The organism is Gilliamella apis, from assembly GCF_030758615.1.
Taxonomy (GTDB): domain Bacteria; phylum Pseudomonadota; class Gammaproteobacteria; order Enterobacterales; family Orbaceae; genus Gilliamella; species Gilliamella apis_A.
On sequence record NZ_CP132381.1, the window covers coordinates 1,128,240 to 1,146,564 of the forward strand.

Here is an 18,325-nt window from a genome sequence, read left to right on the forward strand (position 1 = left end):
ATATGTTTCTAGCTTTAAAAGACCGAGTATTACAAGCTAACTTATTATTACCCAAATATCATCTTGTCACTTTTACCTGGGTAATGTTTCAGAAATTGATCGTAAAAATGGGGTGATAGCTATTAAACCCTCTGGTGTTGAGTATAGTGATATGGCTATTGATGATATTGTCATTGTGTCATTAACGGGTGAAATAATAGAGGGTCATTTAAACCCTTCTAGTGATACAGCTACACATATTGAACTTTATAAAGCATTCCCAAATATTGGTGGGATTGTCCATACTCATTCGCGATATGCAACCGTTTGGGCGCAAGCTGAATTGGATATACCAGCACTAGGCACTACACATGCTGATTATTTTTATGGTGATGTACCTTGTACTCGTCGACTAACTGATAGTGAAATTGCTACAGATTATGAAAAAAATACCGGTTTAGTCATTATTGAAGAATTTAGGCGTAAAGCTATTGATCCTAGTGCTATGCCTGGTGTGATTGTTTCAGGTCATGCGCCTTTTTGTTGGGGTAAAAATGCTTCGAATGCTGTTCATAACGCGGTAGTTCTTGAAGAAGTGGCAATGATGGCCATTTCAACTCGACAACTTAACCAAACAGTTAAAATTCAACAAACATTATCCGATAAGCACTATTTCCGTAAACACGGTGCTAATGCTTATTATGGCCAAAATAAAATAAATTAAGGAAATAAAATGACTTTACCAAAATTACAAATTGCTTTAGATCAAACAGACTTAAAATCAGCTCTTGATGTTGCTAAAAACGTATCAGGATTTGTAGATATCATAGAAGTAGGAACTATTCTTGCTTTTGGTGGTGGAATGGAAAGTGTTAGATGTTTAAGGCAACTGTATCCTAATCATATCTTAGTGTGTGATTTGAAAACCACTGATGGCGGAGCTATTTTAGCAAAAATGGCTTTTAATGCAGGTGCTAATTGGTTAACTGTATCAGCAGCAGCACATATTGCCACTATTGAAGCATGTAAAAAAGTGGCAGATGATTTCAAAGGTGAAATTCAAATTGAACTATATGGACATTGGACTTTTGATGATGCCAAAGCGTGGCGAAAATTAGGTATTAAACAGGCTATTTATCACCGTTCTCGTGATGCTGAATTAGCTGGTATTGGCTGGGGAAAGGATGATTTGGTTAAAATGCGACAATTGTCAGATTTAGGTCTTGAACTTTCCATAACGGGCGGAATTATTCCTGAAGATATTCACCTATTTGCAGGAATTAAAACCAAAGCCTTTATTGCTGGTCGAGCTCTTGCTAGTGAAAATGGTAAGCAAACTGCTCAAGCTTTAAGAGAGCAAATTGCTAAATATTGGTAATAGATGCGATGCAGTCAGTAAAATGACTGCATATTTGATGTTCAAATAAATATTATTAGGTTTTATTATGGCAAAATATGCAATCAATCCGACCAATCAATCTAATTATATTGGTATTTATGAAAAGGCATTACCTAATGAACTTACTTGGCAAGAAAAACTGCACGAAGCGAAAACATTAGGATTTAATTTTATCGAGATATCAATTGATGAATCAGAACAGCGAAGAGCAAGACTTGATTGGTCAGATGATGAAATTTATCGATTAAAGCGATTATGTGAACAATATGGACTACCATTGCATTCTATGTGTTTAAGTGCTCATCGTAAATTTCCATTTGGATCTGCCGATAAAAGCGTACGTCAGCAAGCCAAAGTTATTATGAATAAAGCACTGATGCTCGCCTATAAACTAGGAATAAGGGTAATTCAATTAGCTGGATATGATGTTTATTATGAACCAGCCAATTTACAGACTCACCAGCGATTTATTGCGGGAATGCAGTGGTCAGCGAAACAGGCTGAAAAAATGGGGATAATGCTTGCCGTTGAAATCATGGATACTAGTTATCTCAATTCACTCTGTAAGTTTGAAATTCTAAAAAAAGAAGTCAATTCTCCTTATTTTATGGCTTACCCAGATGTAGGGAACATTTCTGGTTGGAATTATGATGTCTGTACAGAGCTTATGTTAAGTCGAGAGCACATTGTTCAAATACATCTAAAAGATACTTATAAGGTTAAAGCTAATTATTCTGGTCAGTTTAGAGATTTAACTATTGGTGAGGGGGAGGTTGATTTTCTTGCTATATTTAAAATACTAAAACAGATAAATTATACTGCTCCGCTTGTTATTGAAATGTGGGCAAAAGATCATAAATGGAGAGAAAACATTATAACAGCTCAAAAACGGCTCAAAACCATAGCTGAAAATGCCGAATTTGTCCTGTTTAGTTAATTTTTATCTAATCATAAATTATCAATGTTCTATGTTTCATGAATTTTAGAAATGGAGCATTGATATTCTTTATATATCATTTGAAGATATATAATTAATCCAATTATGGCAGCTTTAAATTTATTAATTGCAATTATAATTTTATTTTTAGACTCTCTGATTATCAATAATAAAATAATTATGATTAATTGAACTAAATTTTAGCGATACTATGATTTAAGTGTTGTAATTTATATTAAATTTTTATATAACTTTTTATTATCAATAGCATAAAATTATGCAAATTTTTTTTGTATCATGCTTAGAAAACTTAAAGATTTGATCTTTGCACGAATATGGCTATCGTGTAATATAGTCTGCATTATAAATCTGATTAAATTGCGAATATTTTATGAAATCCGCTCTAAAACTCTTTTCTCTTTTTTTAGTTATTTTCACCTTATTAGGTTGTGGTTTAAAAGGACCTCTTTATCATCCAGCAGATCAGTCAAATGCAATTATTGAATCTAATGATACAAATAAATTAGCTTAAAGGAATAATATGATGGATTTTTTACATTACCAAAATGGCTATTTATTGGCGGATAACGTTTCTATTTGCGATTTAGCTAATCAATATGGTACTCCTTTATATGTTTATTCTGCTGATCACATAACTAAGCAATTTCTTTCTTATCAAGATTCTTTAAAAAATAAGAAGCATTTGATTTGTTATGCAGCAAAAGCGAATAGCAATTTATCTGTTTTAAACTTATTAGCTAAACTTGGTGCTGGTTTTGATATTGTTTCACAAGGTGAATTAGAGAGAGCATTAAAAGCTGGTGCTGATCCTAAAAAAATTGTATTTTCAGGAGTTGCAAAATCTGTTGTTGAGATTAGACGTGCACTTGAAGTAGGAATTAAATGTTTTAATGTTGAATCAGAACCTGAATTATATCGTATCAATGATATTGCTCATCAATTAGGGAAAACAGCGAACATTTCTTTACGGATTAATCCGGATGTAGATGCAAAAACACATCCGTATATTTCAACAGGATTACGTGAAAACAAATTTGGTATAAGTTATCAATTAGCTTTAGATACTTATCGTAAAGCAGCATCATTAAATAATATTAAAATAGTCGGTATTGATTGTCATATTGGCTCTCAATTAACTGAGCTGTCGCCTTTTCTTGATGCAGCTGATCGTATATTGGCATTAGTTGACCAACTAGCAGCAGAAAATATTCATCTTAAGCATATTGATTTAGGCGGAGGTTTAGGTGTTTGTTATGATGATGAACAGCCACCATCAGCGACATTACTGGTATCAAAACTAATTGAAAAGTTAAAAAATTATCCTGAACTTGAAATTGTTTTCGAACCAGGTAGATCAATCGTTGCCAATGCTGGATTATTAATTACTAAAGTTGAATATACTAAGCATCAAGATGGCAATCATTTTGCGATTGTTGATGCCGGAATGAATGATCTGATTCGACCAGCGCTTTATCAAGCGTGGATGCAAGTCCTACCTGTTAAAGAATCAAGAGATTCAAATACCAAAAAGATTTATAATGTTGTAGGGCCAATTTGCGAATCTAGTGATGTATTAGCTTATCAACGTGAACTTTCAGTTGAACAAGATGATCTGTTAGTTATTTGTAGTGCAGGTGCTTATGGCTTTAGTATGGCGTCTAATTATAATAGTCATCCTCGACCGGCCGAAGTCATGCTTGAAGATAGTAATCAGCATAAATTGATTCGAGAGCGTGAAACTTTTGATGATTTATGGCGTGGTGAATTAGTATTATAATTCATTATGAAGTTGATACATATGTTTTCTAATTTTTGCTTGATTAATACATCTAATCAAACAATATGATGAAAAAGTAATAAATACTGACGATTTACAATAAAAGGTAACTAGAGATGAACTTTTCAAAAATGCATGGACTGGGTAATGATTTTATGGTTATTGATGCAGTAACGCAAAATGTTCATCTTTCAAGTGAAATGATCAAACGTATGTCAGATCGATATACAGGAATTGGGTTTGATCAGTTACTTATTGTTGAGCCACCTTATTCTCCTGAAAGTGATTTTCATTACCGTATATTTAATGCTGATGGTTCAGAGGTTGAGCAATGTGGTAACGGTGCTCGTTGCTTTGCTCGTTTTGTACGATTGAAAGGATTGACTAAAAAAAGAGTATTAAAAGTCAGTACTATGAAAGGTAATATTGTTTTGACGGTAAATGATGATGAAACCGTTCGGGTTAATATGGGAACACCAATTTTTGAGCCTAATAAAATTCCTTTCAAAGCCATTAAAGAAGAAAAAACTTATATTATTCGAGCACAAGAACAAACAGTTTTATGTGGTGTCGCTTCTATGGGGAACCCGCATTGTGTAATTCAAGTTGAAGATGTGTTAACCGCTCAAGTATTAACTTTAGGTCCGTTATTAGAGCAACATGAACGCTTTCCTGAAAAAGCGAATATTGGTTTTATGCATATTATTGATAGAGATAATATTAATTTACGTGTTTATGAGAGAGGCGTTGGTGAAACTCAAGCTTGTGGAACAGGAGCTTGTGCCGCTGTTGCTGTTGGCATTAATCAAGGATTATTAAACCAGCGGGTGAATGTTAATCTACCCGGAGGAAAATTAATAATAGATTGGAAAGGTAATCAGTCGCCGCTTTATATGACAGGACCAGCTACGCATGTGTATGATGGTTATATTGCAATTTAATTACGCTAGACTTTATGAATTTTATTAATAGATTACATAAAGACAATGAAATAAATTATGGTCGTAAAAAAAACACAAACATTGAAGTCAAAACCGTCGCAACGAAAAAAATCATTTGTTAAATTAAATGATGAAATGGTTAGCCAATATATTATTGATAACCCAGATTTTTTTATTCGAAATGCGACTCATATTGAGCGTATGCGCGTACCACACCCAGTGAGAGGTATGATATCACTACCTGAATGGCATATGGCAAGGCAACGTAATAAAATCAGTCAACTTGAGTCAGAAATCACGATGCTGATGGAGCACGCAAGTGCTAATGAATTGCTTTTTAATCAGCTAATAAAATTGCAGTTTCAATTAATTAAAGCAAAAGATATAAACGAATTATTAGATTCTTTAAAAGTTTGGGCTAAAGATTTAGGACTTAATGGTGCCTATTTATATTTATTTGATGACAAATGGTTACTTAGTGCACCATCCAACTATCATTACTTAGCTTTAAATTCATCGCAGTTTGATTTTATTCGTGTAAGACATTTACAGTATAGCCAATTTTATTTAGGTTCATTAAATACAACTGAATTAGATTTTCTATTACCTAAACATGGTTACGTTGGCTCTGTGGCTTTATCATTGTTAGGGCAATTTGGCGATTTTGGTTTGTTAATGTTTACGAGTGCAGATCCACAGCATTATCAGACAGGACAAGGTACCTTATTGTTAGAAAAAATCGGTGAAATATTGCCAATTCTTGTTGAAAAATGGATCATGCGCAAAAAGTAAGGAAATATGATGGTTAAAATGAATTCTAATCTTTCTTCTTTTTTAACCGAGCCTGTAGATCATTTTTTAAATTATTTAAAATCTGAAAAACAACTTAGTCTTAATACTCAAATTAACTATCGTCGTCAACTTTATGCGCTTATTGATTTAACTGACGGCTTAGATATTACTAAATGGCAGGACATTGATTCATCTGCTGTGAGGTTACTTATTAGTCGCAGTCGACAAACCGGCTTACAAGCTCGTAGTTTATCATTAAGATTATCTGCATTACGCAGTTTTTTTGATTGGATGGTTAAAAACGATCTGATCTCAGCCAATCCAGCCCGTGGTGTATTAAACCCTAAATTGGGTCAACATCTTCCAAAAAATATTGATATCGATGAGATCAATCAGCTGCTTGATATTGAGTATAGTGATCCGCTTTCTGTACGTGATAGGGCAATGTTGGAGGTGATGTATGGTTCAGGATTACGCCTTTCTGAATTAGTAAGTCTCAATTGTCGGGAATTAAATTTAACTGAAGGTGAAGTCCGGGTAACAGGAAAGGGTAATAAAGAGCGGAAATTGCCTTTAGGCCGAGAGTCAATTAGATGGATTGAGCAATGGTTAACTATGCGAAATGATTTAAAACCGCAAGATGATGCTGTTTTTATCTCTAAACTGGGTAAGCGAATTTCACCACGAAATGTTGAAAAACGCTTTGCACAATGGGGAATAAAACAAGGATTAAGTTCACATATTCATCCGCATAAACTGCGTCATTCATTTGCTACTCATATGCTTGAATCGAGCGGTGATTTACGGGCAGTACAAGAATTATTAGGTCATGCCGATTTATCTACTACTCAAGTTTATACCCATTTGGATTTTTCACATTTATCAGAAGTTTATGATTCGGCTCATCCGAGAGCTAAAAGAGGAAGAAAATAATGCATTTTTATCGTTCAATTAACTGCATTAAAGCAATCACATTCGATCTCGACGACACTTTATATGACAATAGTATGATTGTAGATAAAGCTGAAGAGGAAGTGATAAAAAATTTACAACAATATGAGCCATTACATTATTTGACATTGGATTTGTACTATCAAGAAAAAAAATTGGTGCTCGCTATAAATCCAGAAATATATCATGATGTTATTGATTGGCGAGTTGAGACAATTAAATCGTTATTAAATAAAACCAATATCCCTTCATCTCAATATAGCAAGATTATTGATGAAGCTATTGATTGTTTTAATTTTTGGCGTCATAAAATGGTTGTTCCTAAATCAACGCATATGTTATTAACTAAATTAGCCAATAAGTATCCATTAGGGGTAATTACTAATGGTAATGTTGATATAAATAGAATAGGTTTAGGCGATTATTTTCAATTTTCGCTAAGAGGTGGTCCTGACGGTCGTTCAAAACCATTTCCCGAAATTTTTGCTTTAGCCGCGCAAAAATTGGCTATTCCTAATAATTATATTCTGCACGTTGGTGATAATTTGGAGACAGATGTCAATGGTGCGATTAATAATGGTTTTTTAGCTTGTTGGATTAATATTTTTGGACAGGATATTTATCATCTCTCCGATGCTAGATGTTTACCGCATATTGAAATAACGCAATTGCCAGAATTAGATAATCTGTTATAATTCAGTTCATATATGTATAAAAAGACAGTGAAGTTAAATGTATTTTGCATTTAATACCTGTCTTTATTCTTTTATACCCCTACTTATAATAATTATAAATATAATGAAAAATTTAAAAACATTTACAACATTAATACTAATTAATGGTTGCTATAATTGCGATGGGTTAACACATAATGGAAAATAAACAGTCGTTATTAACCGACTTAAACACAGAACAAAAAAATGCTGTTACAACTGATAGTCAATATACTATTGTTCTTGCTGGTGCGGGAAGTGGTAAAACACGTGTATTAGTTCATAGAATTGCTTGGTTGTGTGTTGAAAAAAATTATTCTCCTAACTCTATTTTTGCAGTCACCTTTACCAATAAAGCAGCTGCTGAAATGCAAGAGCGAATACAAGCTTTAGTCGGTGAAGGATACCTAAATGGTATGTGGGTAGGAACTTTTCATGGTTTAACCCACCGTTTATTGCGTATGTTTTCTCAACAAGCTAAATTACCCGAAAATTTTCAACTTATTGATAGTGAAGATCAGATTCGTCTTATTAAACGAATTTTTCGTGAACTGAAAATTGATGAAAAGCAATGGTCACCAAAAGAGTGTGCTAATTTTATTTCCACACAAAAAGAAAAAGGTCTTAGGGCAGATAATCTAAAACCAGAAGATCCGAAACAAGTAATGTGGCAAACAATTTATCGTGATTATCAAGCAATTTGCGACAGAGTTGGGTATGTTGATTTCTCAGAATTAATTTTGAGAGCATATGAGTTGCTTTGTCGTAATGAAAATGTTTTAAATTATTGTCGCCATCGTTTTTCAAATATATTAATAGATGAATTTCAAGATACTAATAAAATCCAATATTGGCTGGTGAAAAAATTAGCTGGAGACACCGCGAATGTAATGATTGTTGGTGATGATGATCAGTCAATTTATAGTTGGCGTGGAGCTAATGCTGATAATTTACAAATGTTTATCAATGATTATCCAGAAACTGAAATTATTCGCCTAGAGCAAAACTATCGATCGACAGGCATTATTTTAGATACTGCAAATAAATTGATTGCTAACAACCAAAATCGGTTAGGTAAAAATTTATGGACCGACAGTGGTGACGGAGAAAAAATTTCACTATATGTCGGTTTCAACGATATTGATGAAGCAAGGTTTGTTGTAGGACAAATAAAAAAATATCATGACGATGGTCATAATTATGCTAGCTGTGCCATTTTATATCGTAATAATGTGCAATCACGTATTTTTGAAGATACTTTATTACAAGCTGGCGTACCTTACCAAATTTATGGTTCGATAAGATTCTATGAAAGGCAAGAGGTTAAATTAGCTTTAGCCTATCTCCGATTATTGCATGACCATGATAATGATATGGCATTTGAAACTACGGTAAATACTCCAACTCGTGGAATAGGTAATGTCACTTTAGACAAAGTTAGATTATGTGCTAAGCAAAATAATATTTCGTTATGGAATGCATGTTTAATGCTGATCCAAAAAAATGCTTTAACTGAAAGGCAACGTTCAGGTATTAGTCGTTTTTTAGAATTAATGGAATCTATTCATGTCGAAGTTAATGAATTACCATTTTATAAACAACTAGATGCAATTATTAAATTATCTGGCGTATTGCAAATGTATGAACAAGAACCAGGCATCAAAGGACAAGCACGATTGGATAATCTAGAGGAGCTTGTTTCATCTGCAGAGCAATTTTTTAGAGTTAACCAAGATAATGTAATTCAGGACAATGAAACAGGCAAAACCTTAACTGTTTTAGAATCATTTTTAGCATTTACCTCTCTTGAAAGCCGTGACGTAGTAAATCAACAAGATTCGGTGCAATTAATGACTTTACATTCAGCAAAAGGATTAGAATTTGACAATGTTTTTATTGTTGGATTGGAAGAGGGTATTTTTCCGGCACAACGTTCCTCTCAAGAACGAGACAAAATGGAAGAAGAAAGACGCTTAGCTTATGTCGGTATTACCCGAGCACGTAAGTTTTTAACGCTCTCTTTGTCTGAACTAAGGCGGCTTTATGGGCGTGAAGAGCGTAATTTGCCATCACGTTTTTTAGCAGAATTACCAGTTGATAATTTACAAGAAATCAGTTACCGAGCTAATTTAACATCATTTAATAATAATGATGATGATACTTTCACTAAAGATGAGCAATTCTATCAAGATCGTAAAAAGTCATATATTAAGAAGAAAAAAGAAAGTGATGGATACACATTAGGTAGGAAAGTTAAGCATAATCGTTTTGGTGAAGGTACCATTGTTAATTTAGATGGCGAAGGTGAACATAGACGAGTGCAAATTGCTTTTGTTAACGAAGGGGTTAAATGGCTAGTTGTGAAACTGGCAAATCTTACCTTAATGTAAATAATAAAATACTAAACAATCAAAGGATACTAACTTTTAACTTAGTATCCTTTTTTGATCATTATAATTATTGCTCAGATTGCTCTTGCACTGACGAAGCAAATATCTCTTCAAATGGTTGATCAGTTCGATTACATATCCATTGTTCATTAATTAAATCAAAATGATAACCTTGTTTTTGTGTTGCTAACCAAACTTGAAAAAGTGGTTCTTGAGTATTAACAATAATTTTACTATTGTTTGGAAAACTAATGGTAATAACGTTGCCATTAGTTTCATAATCTAAGTCTATATCGTGTTCGTCAGCGTATTTATCTAGATATAATTCGATTTGGTAAAAAAGTTGATCGGTTAAGGCATGGAATTGCGTGATATTCATATTGATGTAATTAAAATTATACAGTTAATAAATTGATATTAACATAAAAAAAAATACTCCGCCACCGCTAGGCGGCAAGAGTAAAAACGAATGAAAATCGAATTAATTGTTTAATGGTAATGAACAGGCAATAACGAGTAATTTATGCTTTTCATCGCCTTTATCTGCTCTCGTCCAACGATTTGGAATATCAATAGTATTTACTAGTTTACCTTCGGCAAAATAGTTCTCGATAAGTTCAATTTTACCTTTAGCAATTTCTTTTTTATCACAATTAGCATAATGATTAACAACTACTGTATGATATGGTGTTTTTACATTATCAATATCTTGAACTAATGCTGGAATGTAATTGGTAACTTCCTTAAAAATTCGAATTTTATCGTTATAAGGATGTAATTTTATGGATTTTTTATCAAGATAGGCATAACCAATGGTGTTATCCTCATCAGTTTTAGATAGAGGCGTAAATTGTTCACCTATTTTAGGATTACTTAGCATTACTTCTACTTCTTTAGCTTGAGCTGCTAATTCATCTTGAGTAAGTGGTTTCTTTTCTTCTGCATGAGTAATAGCTGTAAAAGAAAAGAGCATTAAAAATAAACATAATTTTTTCATTTAAATTTTATCTCCCTCTTTTGAGCTATTTTCAACTGGTTTATCTTGTTGGGGTTGAGATTGCTTTTCTTGAGCTTCTTTTTGTTCTTTTTCTTGTTGTTTTTTCAATTTATAAGCTTTGATCTTTTCTTGGCGCTCTTTATCCATTTTGTCGTCAAGTGGTTTCATATCTGGACGATCTTTATAAAGAATGTCTTTCTTTATATCACCTTGGATGGAACAAAGCACACGGTTTTGATTATCAGTAAAGGCTTCTAGATAAAGTGATTTTTCAATGGTACCAAGTTTTGGTACAACACCATCAATTGAGTAGGGATTATCTTGCCATACCGGTGATTTTGCATTGCGATCATAGATTTTGGCATTGGCAATATAAACAGCGTTATTATATTTTAACCATTTTAAATTATTAAGTGTATTAGTAATTTCTTCTTGGCTATTATCAAAAATAAAGCCCCAATAGTAATATTGTCCAGATAAATTGGTTGGAATATAGATGTTTTGATACCCAGTTATTGTTAATCCGTGGTATTTAAGAGGTTTTTTGAAATTAACTTTATCTTTGTTTTGTTGATAAATTGATTCTACAGGAATATAAGTAACATTATCAGTTGTTGTTAAATCAACATAATCGCTGAATAATTTTTTATTTTCAGCCAATTGCTTAAAAAATTGGTTATCACAAGCGAGAAAACTATCTACTATCTTATCTGTAATGCTTACACTATCGTTCTGCGCAAAAGCCATGCAAGAAACGAGAGAAGAACAAGCAAGCACAGTAAGTTTTTTTATTATCATAGAGCGGTTCCTTTCACCAAAATCACGCTAATTGTTTGTAATAGTATTGTAAAGTAATGTAAATATTTATGTCAATCTAATTGAAATCATTTTGGATCAAAATTAGTAAATCACCGTTTTTAAAAGAGATTTCTACTTTATCATCGATAGCTTTGTTACGCAAACTAATGTGGCCACCAAGAACTAATTTTTGGTCAGTTAAAGGATATTCAAAGCCTGTTATAGTCAAATTAGTTACTGTAGACAATGGCATTAACGAAACAATATGATTTTTCACGTGGTGGATAATCTGATGATGATCAGCGAAGAAAAAATGGCAATAATTATCATAAAACATCATTTTGAACTGATGATAGTATTGCATTGCTATAGATAAGTTACCTAAGAAATGATCACTGGCTCCTCCTGATGCACCATATATTGTAAATGATGTAACACCTTTACTATTCAAAAATAATAATGCTTTTTCAAAATCAGGTTTAGATTGATCTGGCGTATGAATAATTTGTGTTTTTGACGGAATTGCCCTAGTTGAGTCTATGCTATCTAAATCACCGATAATAAAATCAGGTTCAATGGCTGATGTAAATAAATAGCTATGATAGGCTCCATCAGTACAGGCAATATAAGTATAATCTTTTATATTACTGGGAATATCTTTTGGTGGTTCACCATTGACAAATAGTAGTGCTGTTTTTTTTTGCATGATTATTCCCATTAAATTAATTTATAGCGTTAATGTGTAAGCCATAATAATTGCATCTTCTTGATGACCATTAACTGTTGGATAATAATTTTTTCTCACTGTTATTTGGTTAAAGCCAATTGAATGATATAACTCAATTGCTGGCGTGTTAGATTTTCTAACTTCCAACCATAAAGTTGAAATAGCCTGCGGTGAGCTAATGGCTATTAAGTTATCAATTAAATGATTTAATAATGCTTTAGCTAATCCCTGTTGTCTGTATGCAGGATGTATAGCAATATTAAATAAAGTTGCTTCGTCGGCAACTTGTTGGCAAATACAAAAGCCGACTAGCTTATTACCAACAGTTATTTTAAGATTGATATAACGTTCCCCTTGATTTGAAAAAAAAGTTTCTTTGGACCAAGGGATAGGGTGGCATATGAGTTCTAACTCATATGCTTCCGTTAAATCATGTTCATTCAGGATGGAAATTGTTTTCATATTCACATAACTGCTGCCAAAGTTTACGTTTTTGGTGTGGATCTTTAGCTAGCGAATCTAAATCACAGGTATTAATGGTTAAACTATTTTGCCATGGTTCATTGCTAAGCACATCTATAAACCATGTCACTATTTTTACTTCATCCGCCGAAATAATTAATTGCGAAGGGGTAAGAAATAACACTTGTTCTTCTGTTAAACGGATGGCTTTTAAAATATCGTAATATATTTTTTGTGTTGGTTTTTGTTTAGCAACAACAATTAAACGAATTTTATCGTCTATATGAGTCGCAAGTTCACCCTGAAAAACGGTTGAATTGCGTAAAACATATTGAGTAATATTACACTGTTTAAGATACCAATCAGTTTGTGTCATTATCAGATTACGGTTTTACTAGGGATTAAAGGAAGTTAATTGTATAATCTTCGCTTCAATTTATAAAGGTTTTTCATTGAGGCATTATGGCAACATCTGTTTTTACTCCAGCTAGCCAAGTACTTGAACGTCATCAGTCATTTTTTGATGATAAAAATATCCTTATTGCTGGTGATATTCAAGATAATTATCCTGCGGTTATTTCAGCCAATATAGTTAAGATTCATTGTTCCCAATATCATACTTTTTTAAGCTTTAAAAATAGTAAACGAGCCAATAGCACTATATTTTCGCTCTATCCTGATACATCTTTTTATACTGATATAAATACACTCATTTATTATTGGCCTAAAACCAAGAGTGAAGCACAATTTCAGTTATCCTATTTATTGAACAATATGCCTAAAGATAGTGATATTTTTATCATTGGTGAAAATCGTTCAGGGGTAAAAAGTGTGGAAGGGCTGTTAAGTGACTTTGGTTCTATCCAAAAAATAGATAGTGCAAGACGATGTGGTTTATATCATTTTCGAGCTGATAGTCGTTTGGCTTTTGAAGTAAAAGACTGGTGGTTGAGTTATCACTTAACGATTGAAAAACAGGATATCGAAATTAAAAGCTTACCAGGCGTCTTCAGCCAAAAAGCCTTAGATGCAGGAAGTGAGCTGTTATTAAATGCACTTATGGATCATAGTGATATTATCAAAGGAAATATTCTTGATGTTGGTTGTGGCTCGGGCATATTATCAACAGTCATAAGTAAACTAAATCAAGATATAAGCTTAACATTAACTGATGTAAGTAGTGCTGCATTAGAATCAAGTAAAGCGACTTTAGCTGCTAATAACATTGTGGCAAGTGTTATTGCTAGTGATGTGTTTTCAGATATAAGCGATAAATATCATTTAATCATCTCTAATCCACCTTTTCACGATGGCAAAGAAACAAGTTATACCGCAGTTAACAAGTTGATTAAGGAAGCAAAAAAACACTTAAAACTAAATGGCTATCTTTGTATTGTGGCAAATTCATTTTTACCATATCAATCGATCTTGGATGAAACATTTAAAAGTGTTGAAATTATTGCTCAAACGACTAAATTTAAGGTTTATTTAGCCAGTCATTAACACTTAAATCAGTATCATTAAATGGTCATGCGTGAATTTATTCAATTAAATCACGCGTGAAAACTGTTGTTGTCGTACCAATCGACGCATATAAATATCAAAGCACATGCAAATATTGCGAATTAGAAGCTGGCCTTTAGGTCGAACATTAATGCTATCTTGATTAACGACAACCAATCCATCTTGTTCTAGTGGTGCAAGCAGTTTTAAATCTTCAGCAAAATAGTCATCAAATTGGATATGGTAATATTGTTCAATCTGCTTTTTATCAAGCTGGAAATGGCAAATAAGTTGTTTAATAACATCTCGACGTATTTTATCATCACGATTTAAGGTAAATCCTTTCCATAAACCATGTCCTTTTTGTTCAACTTGATTTTGATAACTTTTTAAGTCTTTTTGGTTTTGGGCATAGCTGTCTCCCAACATACTTATTGCTGATACACCGAGACCAAGTAAGTCAGCATCCCCTTTAGTGGTATAACCTTGAAAGTTGCGATGTAACTTGTTCTGTTGTTGTGCGATAGCTAACTCATCAGTTGGTTTTGCAAAATGATCCATACCTATAAATTGGTAACCAGCAAGAGTCAATTTTTCAATACTGGTTTGTAAGATTTTCAATTTTTGACTTGCATTAGGTAAATCATTATCTTTGATCTTACGCTGTGCAGCAAATCGGCTAGGTAAATGTGCGTAATTAAAAACACTTAATCTATCTGGCGAAATATCAATCACTTTATTTAATGTTTCCGTGAAACTTTCAACAGTTTGCTTAGGTAATCCATAAATTAAATCTAGACTAATAGAACGAAAGTTATTTTTTCTTGCTTGGATAATTAATGAACGGATCAAGTTTTCATCTTGCTCACGATTAATTAAATTTTGAATTTCATGATTGAAATCTTGGATCCCCATACTTAACCGATTAAAGCCAACATTAGCCAGATGATCAATCGTTTGTGGACTTATTTCTCTTGGATCTATTTCAATGGATAGTTCGGCATTTTGAGCAAAGTTAAAGTGTTTTTTTATTGAAGAGAGCAAGCGGCTAATTTCAGCATCAGTTAAAAAAGTAGGAGTTCCTCCTCCCCAATGCATTTGTGTCACAGTCCGGTTTTTAAATAATTCGGACTGTTTAGCAATCTCGATATCTAATACATCAAGATATTTAGTGACTTTATGGGTTTGTCGTGTGATCAGTTTGTTACAACCACAAAAATAACAAAGTTTATGGCAAAACGGAATATGTATATAAAGCGATAATGGTCGTTCAGGATAAAGGTTGGTCGCTAAAATGAAATCTTGTTCAGTAAACTGTTCGTTAAATTCAAGTGCTGTTGGATAAGAGGTATATCTTGGACCTGAATAATTATATTTTTCAATTAACGCTTGATCCCATAATAGGGGTTGAATCACATTTTTATTTAGTCCTGCGTTTGACATTGTCATTTCCATAACGTTTTGCTGTATTACGTTGTTTTGCTCTTATTTGTGTTTTTAATTTAATGTAATTTGTTTTTTTTAAATATAATAAAGTGCAAATAAATAATCCTAAGTATAAACATAGCATAATCAATAGTGGCATGGTATACGACTCTTTATCGTGATTATTTTGTATATAAGATTATTGATGTTTTTAACACATATTTAATTAAAACTAAATTAATTACGTTTCAGTAGACTGACGATATCTTCTTTTATTTCTTCTTGTTCATCCTCGAAATCTTCATCTTCATAACCTAATAGTTGCATAAGTTTGTCTATACGATTTAGTTTATTATCAAGATAAGTTTGTTGCTCGTCAGTTAAGGTTTTACCTTGCTCTACTAAATCTAGTAATTGATCCAATTTAGTATCATTTTCAAGTTGTTCTAATTCTTGTTGTGGTGTTAATTTAGCTTTAGTCATTTTGGACTGAGTAATTTTATCTACCTTTTTAATAGATGAATTATCATCTACTACCAATGAAATTGGTTTTTTACTGCCAATACGAGGATCTTTTATTGCTTTAGTTGTTTTATTATTTTGATTGTTATCTTGACCACTAAAACGTGAACCACTAGGTAAACCTTTATGCTTACGTTTGCGCTTTAACTCACGAGATTCTTCATTAATCTCTTGGCGGGTTTTTTTAGGTTTTTGTTTTGATTTATTTTTTAACATACAATCTCAATTTAATATCTGATTATTAACTGACTAAATGTATTTTACCAGTAAGTCATCAATATAGCTATGAGCATGAGATAATACCAATTTATGATTGTAAAAAAATAGATTTAGTATAATCTGAGCCAAATTATTTATATCAGCTAGCAATAGAGAATAAAATATGACAAATCATTTGAGCCCTTACATGCAATTTACCCGACAAGAATGGGCGAGCTTGCGTAATGCGGTACCAATGACTTTAACGCCAGAAGAATTGACTTCATTACAAGGTATTAATGAAGATTTATCCATGGATGAGGTAAGTGAAATTTACTTGCCTTTATCTCGATTACTCAATTATTATATAAGCAACAGTTTTAGCCGTCAGGCAGTGTTATCAAAATTTTTAGGAAAAAGTCAAAAAATACCTTATATTATTGGTATTGCAGGTAGTGTAGCTGTTGGTAAAAGCACTACCGCCCGTGTCCTACAGGCATTGTTGACTCGTTGGCCAGAGCATCGGAAAGTTGCATTGGTGACAACTGATGGTTTTTTATATCCTAATCGTTATCTTGAAGAACGTGGTATCATGAATAAAAAGGGGTTTCCACAATCCTATGATATCAAGAAATTACTTAATTTTGTTGCTGATGTAAAGTCAGGACAAGCAGAAGTTAAGGCGCCCGTTTATTCTCATTTAGTCTACGATATTGTTGAAGATGAACATATTATTGTTGATAGTCCTGATATTTTAATTCTTGAAGGATTAAATGTTTTACAAGGCAGCATAAACTATACTCAAGCTAATAATCGTGTATTTGTTTCTGATTATGTCGATTTTTCGATCTATGTCGACGCACAATTACCGCTATTACACGATTGGTATGTTAATCGTTTTTTAAAATTTAGAGCTGGGGCATTTAGCGATCCTAACTCTTACTTTAACCATTATTCAAAGCTTCCAGAGGAAGAGGCCGTGAATATTGCTAACCGCCTTTGGCGAGATATCAATGAATTAAATTTGATTGAAAATATCCTACCAACACGGGAACGAGCAAGTTTAATTTTAACCAAAGGTAAAGATCATAAAGTAGATTGTGTTCAATTAAGAAAATAAACTTAAGGGGAGTCAATATGAAATCAGCAATAAGGTTATTAAGTAAGTTAAGCATTATCACTTTAGTTACTGCATTTTCGGTAAATAGTTATGCATCAAGTAATGACGAAAACCAAGGATTAAATTGCGATGCTAAAAAGCAAGCAATTGAAACAAAAATTGAACAAGCTAAAAAAGCAAATAATAGTAATGAAGTGACTGGTCTTGAAAAAGCGTTGCAAGAAGTTAATACCAATTGTACTGATGAAACTTTAGAACAAAAATATAAAAGATTAATAGTTGAAAAAACTAAAGATGTTACAGATAAAACCAAAGAATTAGCTGAAAAAACTAAAGAGTATGCAAAAGACAAGGTTAATGCCCATCAAGATACAATCGATGCATTAAAAGCGAAATTAAATGATGCCGAAAAAGAATTAGCTGATGCTAAAGAGAAGCTTGCTGATTATTACAAACAATTGACCAGCAAATAAATTATATTCGGCTTAAAAAGTGCTTTCCTCACATTTTTTTACTAAGTTATAACTAAATAAGCACCATTGATCTAGTATTAATGGTGCTTTTTATTAATACACTCAACTTTGCTTAAACTGGACTTTTTTATTTAAAAAGAGTATGGTGTGCGCCTGATTACGTGGTTCGTGAACCTCCCACGCTAAAAAACTAAGGAAAA

20 protein-coding genes, 1 pseudogene and 1 riboswitch are annotated in these 18,325 nt (G+C 32.6%); of the genes and pseudogenes, 13 read left to right on the forward strand and 8 right to left on the reverse strand.

Annotated features, from left to right (window positions below; translation table 11 throughout):
• Positions 1–2 precede the first annotated feature (2 nt).
• The 10 genes and pseudogenes from RAM17_RS05190 (at position 3) to uvrD (ending at position 9,900) form a co-directional block, all read left to right on the forward strand.
• Positions 3–703: pseudogene (locus tag RAM17_RS05190) on the forward strand (L-ribulose-5-phosphate 4-epimerase).
• A 9-nt stretch (positions 704–712) separates the two neighbouring features.
• Positions 713–1,357 (forward strand): 3-keto-L-gulonate-6-phosphate decarboxylase UlaD, encoded by a 645-nt coding sequence (locus tag RAM17_RS05195; RefSeq protein WP_086363488.1) that lies wholly within the window; start codon positions 713–715, stop codon positions 1,355–1,357.
• A gap of 67 nt (positions 1,358–1,424) precedes the next feature.
• Positions 1,425–2,315 carry an L-ribulose-5-phosphate 3-epimerase gene (locus RAM17_RS05200; RefSeq protein ID WP_110448239.1) on the forward strand — a complete coding sequence of 297 codons (891 nt, stop codon included), beginning with the start codon at positions 1,425–1,427 and terminating at the stop codon, positions 2,313–2,315.
• A gap of 391 nt (positions 2,316–2,706) precedes the next feature.
• Complete coding sequence (gene lptM / locus RAM17_RS05205) at positions 2,707–2,847, forward strand: LPS translocon maturation chaperone LptM (RefSeq protein ID WP_110448238.1); 141 nt, start codon at positions 2,707–2,709, stop codon at positions 2,845–2,847.
• Positions 2,848–2,859: 12 nt separating this feature from the next.
• Positions 2,860–4,113: a diaminopimelate decarboxylase gene (gene lysA, locus RAM17_RS05210; RefSeq protein WP_110448237.1), complete on the forward strand. Its 1,254-nt coding sequence runs from the start codon at positions 2,860–2,862 to the stop codon at positions 4,111–4,113.
• A gap of 116 nt (positions 4,114–4,229) precedes the next feature.
• Positions 4,230–5,054 carry a diaminopimelate epimerase gene (gene dapF, locus RAM17_RS05215; RefSeq protein WP_065650897.1) on the forward strand — a complete coding sequence of 275 codons (825 nt, stop codon included), beginning with the start codon at positions 4,230–4,232 and terminating at the stop codon, positions 5,052–5,054.
• Positions 5,055–5,135: 81 nt separating this feature from the next.
• Positions 5,136–5,846: a DUF484 family protein gene (locus RAM17_RS05220; protein WP_372339522.1), complete on the forward strand. Its 711-nt coding sequence runs from the start codon at positions 5,136–5,138 to the stop codon at positions 5,844–5,846.
• An 18-nt stretch (positions 5,847–5,864) separates the two neighbouring features.
• Positions 5,865–6,779, forward strand: coding sequence for a tyrosine recombinase XerC (gene xerC, locus RAM17_RS05225; protein ID WP_110448389.1), 915 nt, complete (start codon positions 5,865–5,867; stop codon positions 6,777–6,779).
• Complete coding sequence (gene yigB, locus RAM17_RS05230; RefSeq protein ID WP_110448235.1) at positions 6,779–7,492, forward strand: 5-amino-6-(5-phospho-D-ribitylamino)uracil phosphatase YigB; 714 nt, start codon at positions 6,779–6,781, stop codon at positions 7,490–7,492. The genes xerC and yigB overlap by 1 nt, the downstream gene beginning before the upstream one ends.
• Positions 7,493–7,668: 176 nt before the next feature.
• On the forward strand, positions 7,669–9,900 hold the full coding sequence (gene uvrD / locus RAM17_RS05235) for a DNA helicase II (protein WP_110448234.1): 2,232 nt from the start codon (positions 7,669–7,671) through the stop codon (positions 9,898–9,900).
• A gap of 67 nt (positions 9,901–9,967) precedes the next feature.
• On the opposite strand, the gene cyaY is transcribed toward uvrD, so the two are convergent.
• The 6 genes from cyaY to RAM17_RS05265 form a co-directional block, all read right to left on the reverse strand.
• Positions 9,968–10,279 (reverse strand): iron donor protein CyaY, encoded by a 312-nt coding sequence (gene cyaY, locus RAM17_RS05240; RefSeq protein WP_198199271.1) that lies wholly within the window; start codon positions 10,277–10,279, stop codon positions 9,968–9,970.
• 102 nt (positions 10,280–10,381) lie between these two features.
• Positions 10,382–10,897, reverse strand: a complete 516-nt coding sequence (locus RAM17_RS05245; RefSeq protein ID WP_110448233.1) for a surface-adhesin E family protein — start codon at positions 10,895–10,897, stop codon at positions 10,382–10,384.
• Complete coding sequence (locus RAM17_RS05250) at positions 10,898–11,695, reverse strand: hypothetical protein (RefSeq protein ID WP_110448232.1); 798 nt, start codon at positions 11,693–11,695, stop codon at positions 10,898–10,900. It lies immediately after the preceding gene.
• Positions 11,696–11,771: 76 nt separating this feature from the next.
• On the reverse strand, positions 11,772–12,401 hold the full coding sequence (locus RAM17_RS05255; protein WP_181414684.1) for a thiamine diphosphokinase: 630 nt from the start codon (positions 12,399–12,401) through the stop codon (positions 11,772–11,774).
• Positions 12,402–12,422: 21 nt separating this feature from the next.
• Complete coding sequence (gene rimI / locus RAM17_RS05260) at positions 12,423–12,884, reverse strand: ribosomal protein S18-alanine N-acetyltransferase (protein ID WP_110448230.1); 462 nt, start codon at positions 12,882–12,884, stop codon at positions 12,423–12,425.
• The gene (locus RAM17_RS05265) at positions 12,859–13,260 is read right to left on the reverse strand and encodes a DNA polymerase III subunit psi (RefSeq protein WP_110448229.1); all 402 of its coding nucleotides are present in this window, start codon (positions 13,258–13,260) and stop codon (positions 12,859–12,861) included. Before RAM17_RS05265 ends, rimI begins: the two co-directional genes overlap by 26 nt.
• 86 nt (positions 13,261–13,346) lie before the next feature.
• Between RAM17_RS05265 and rsmC the strand changes: the two genes are divergently transcribed.
• Positions 13,347–14,387: a 16S rRNA (guanine(1207)-N(2))-methyltransferase RsmC gene (rsmC, locus tag RAM17_RS05270; protein WP_110448228.1), complete on the forward strand. Its 1,041-nt coding sequence runs from the start codon at positions 13,347–13,349 to the stop codon at positions 14,385–14,387.
• Between the two features lie 45 nt (positions 14,388–14,432).
• Here the strand turns inward: rsmC and hemN are convergent, their stop codons facing one another.
• Together hemN and yihI are read right to left on the reverse strand one after the other, a co-directional pair.
• Complete coding sequence (gene hemN / locus RAM17_RS05275; protein ID WP_110448227.1) at positions 14,433–15,830, reverse strand: oxygen-independent coproporphyrinogen III oxidase; 1,398 nt, start codon at positions 15,828–15,830, stop codon at positions 14,433–14,435.
• A gap of 219 nt (positions 15,831–16,049) precedes the next feature.
• Positions 16,050–16,550: a Der GTPase-activating protein YihI gene (gene yihI / locus RAM17_RS05280; RefSeq protein WP_110448226.1), complete on the reverse strand. Its 501-nt coding sequence runs from the start codon at positions 16,548–16,550 to the stop codon at positions 16,050–16,052.
• A 166-nt stretch (positions 16,551–16,716) separates the two neighbouring features.
• Between yihI and coaA the strand changes: the two genes are divergently transcribed.
• Together coaA and RAM17_RS05290 are read left to right on the forward strand one after the other, a co-directional pair.
• On the forward strand, positions 16,717–17,652 hold the full coding sequence (coaA, locus tag RAM17_RS05285; protein WP_086357041.1) for a type I pantothenate kinase: 936 nt from the start codon (positions 16,717–16,719) through the stop codon (positions 17,650–17,652).
• 17 nt (positions 17,653–17,669) lie between these two features.
• Positions 17,670–18,125, forward strand: a complete 456-nt coding sequence (locus RAM17_RS05290; protein WP_110448225.1) for a DUF1090 domain-containing protein — start codon at positions 17,670–17,672, stop codon at positions 18,123–18,125.
• A gap of 155 nt (positions 18,126–18,280) precedes the next feature.
• Positions 18,281–18,325: riboswitch (PreQ1 riboswitch) on the forward strand.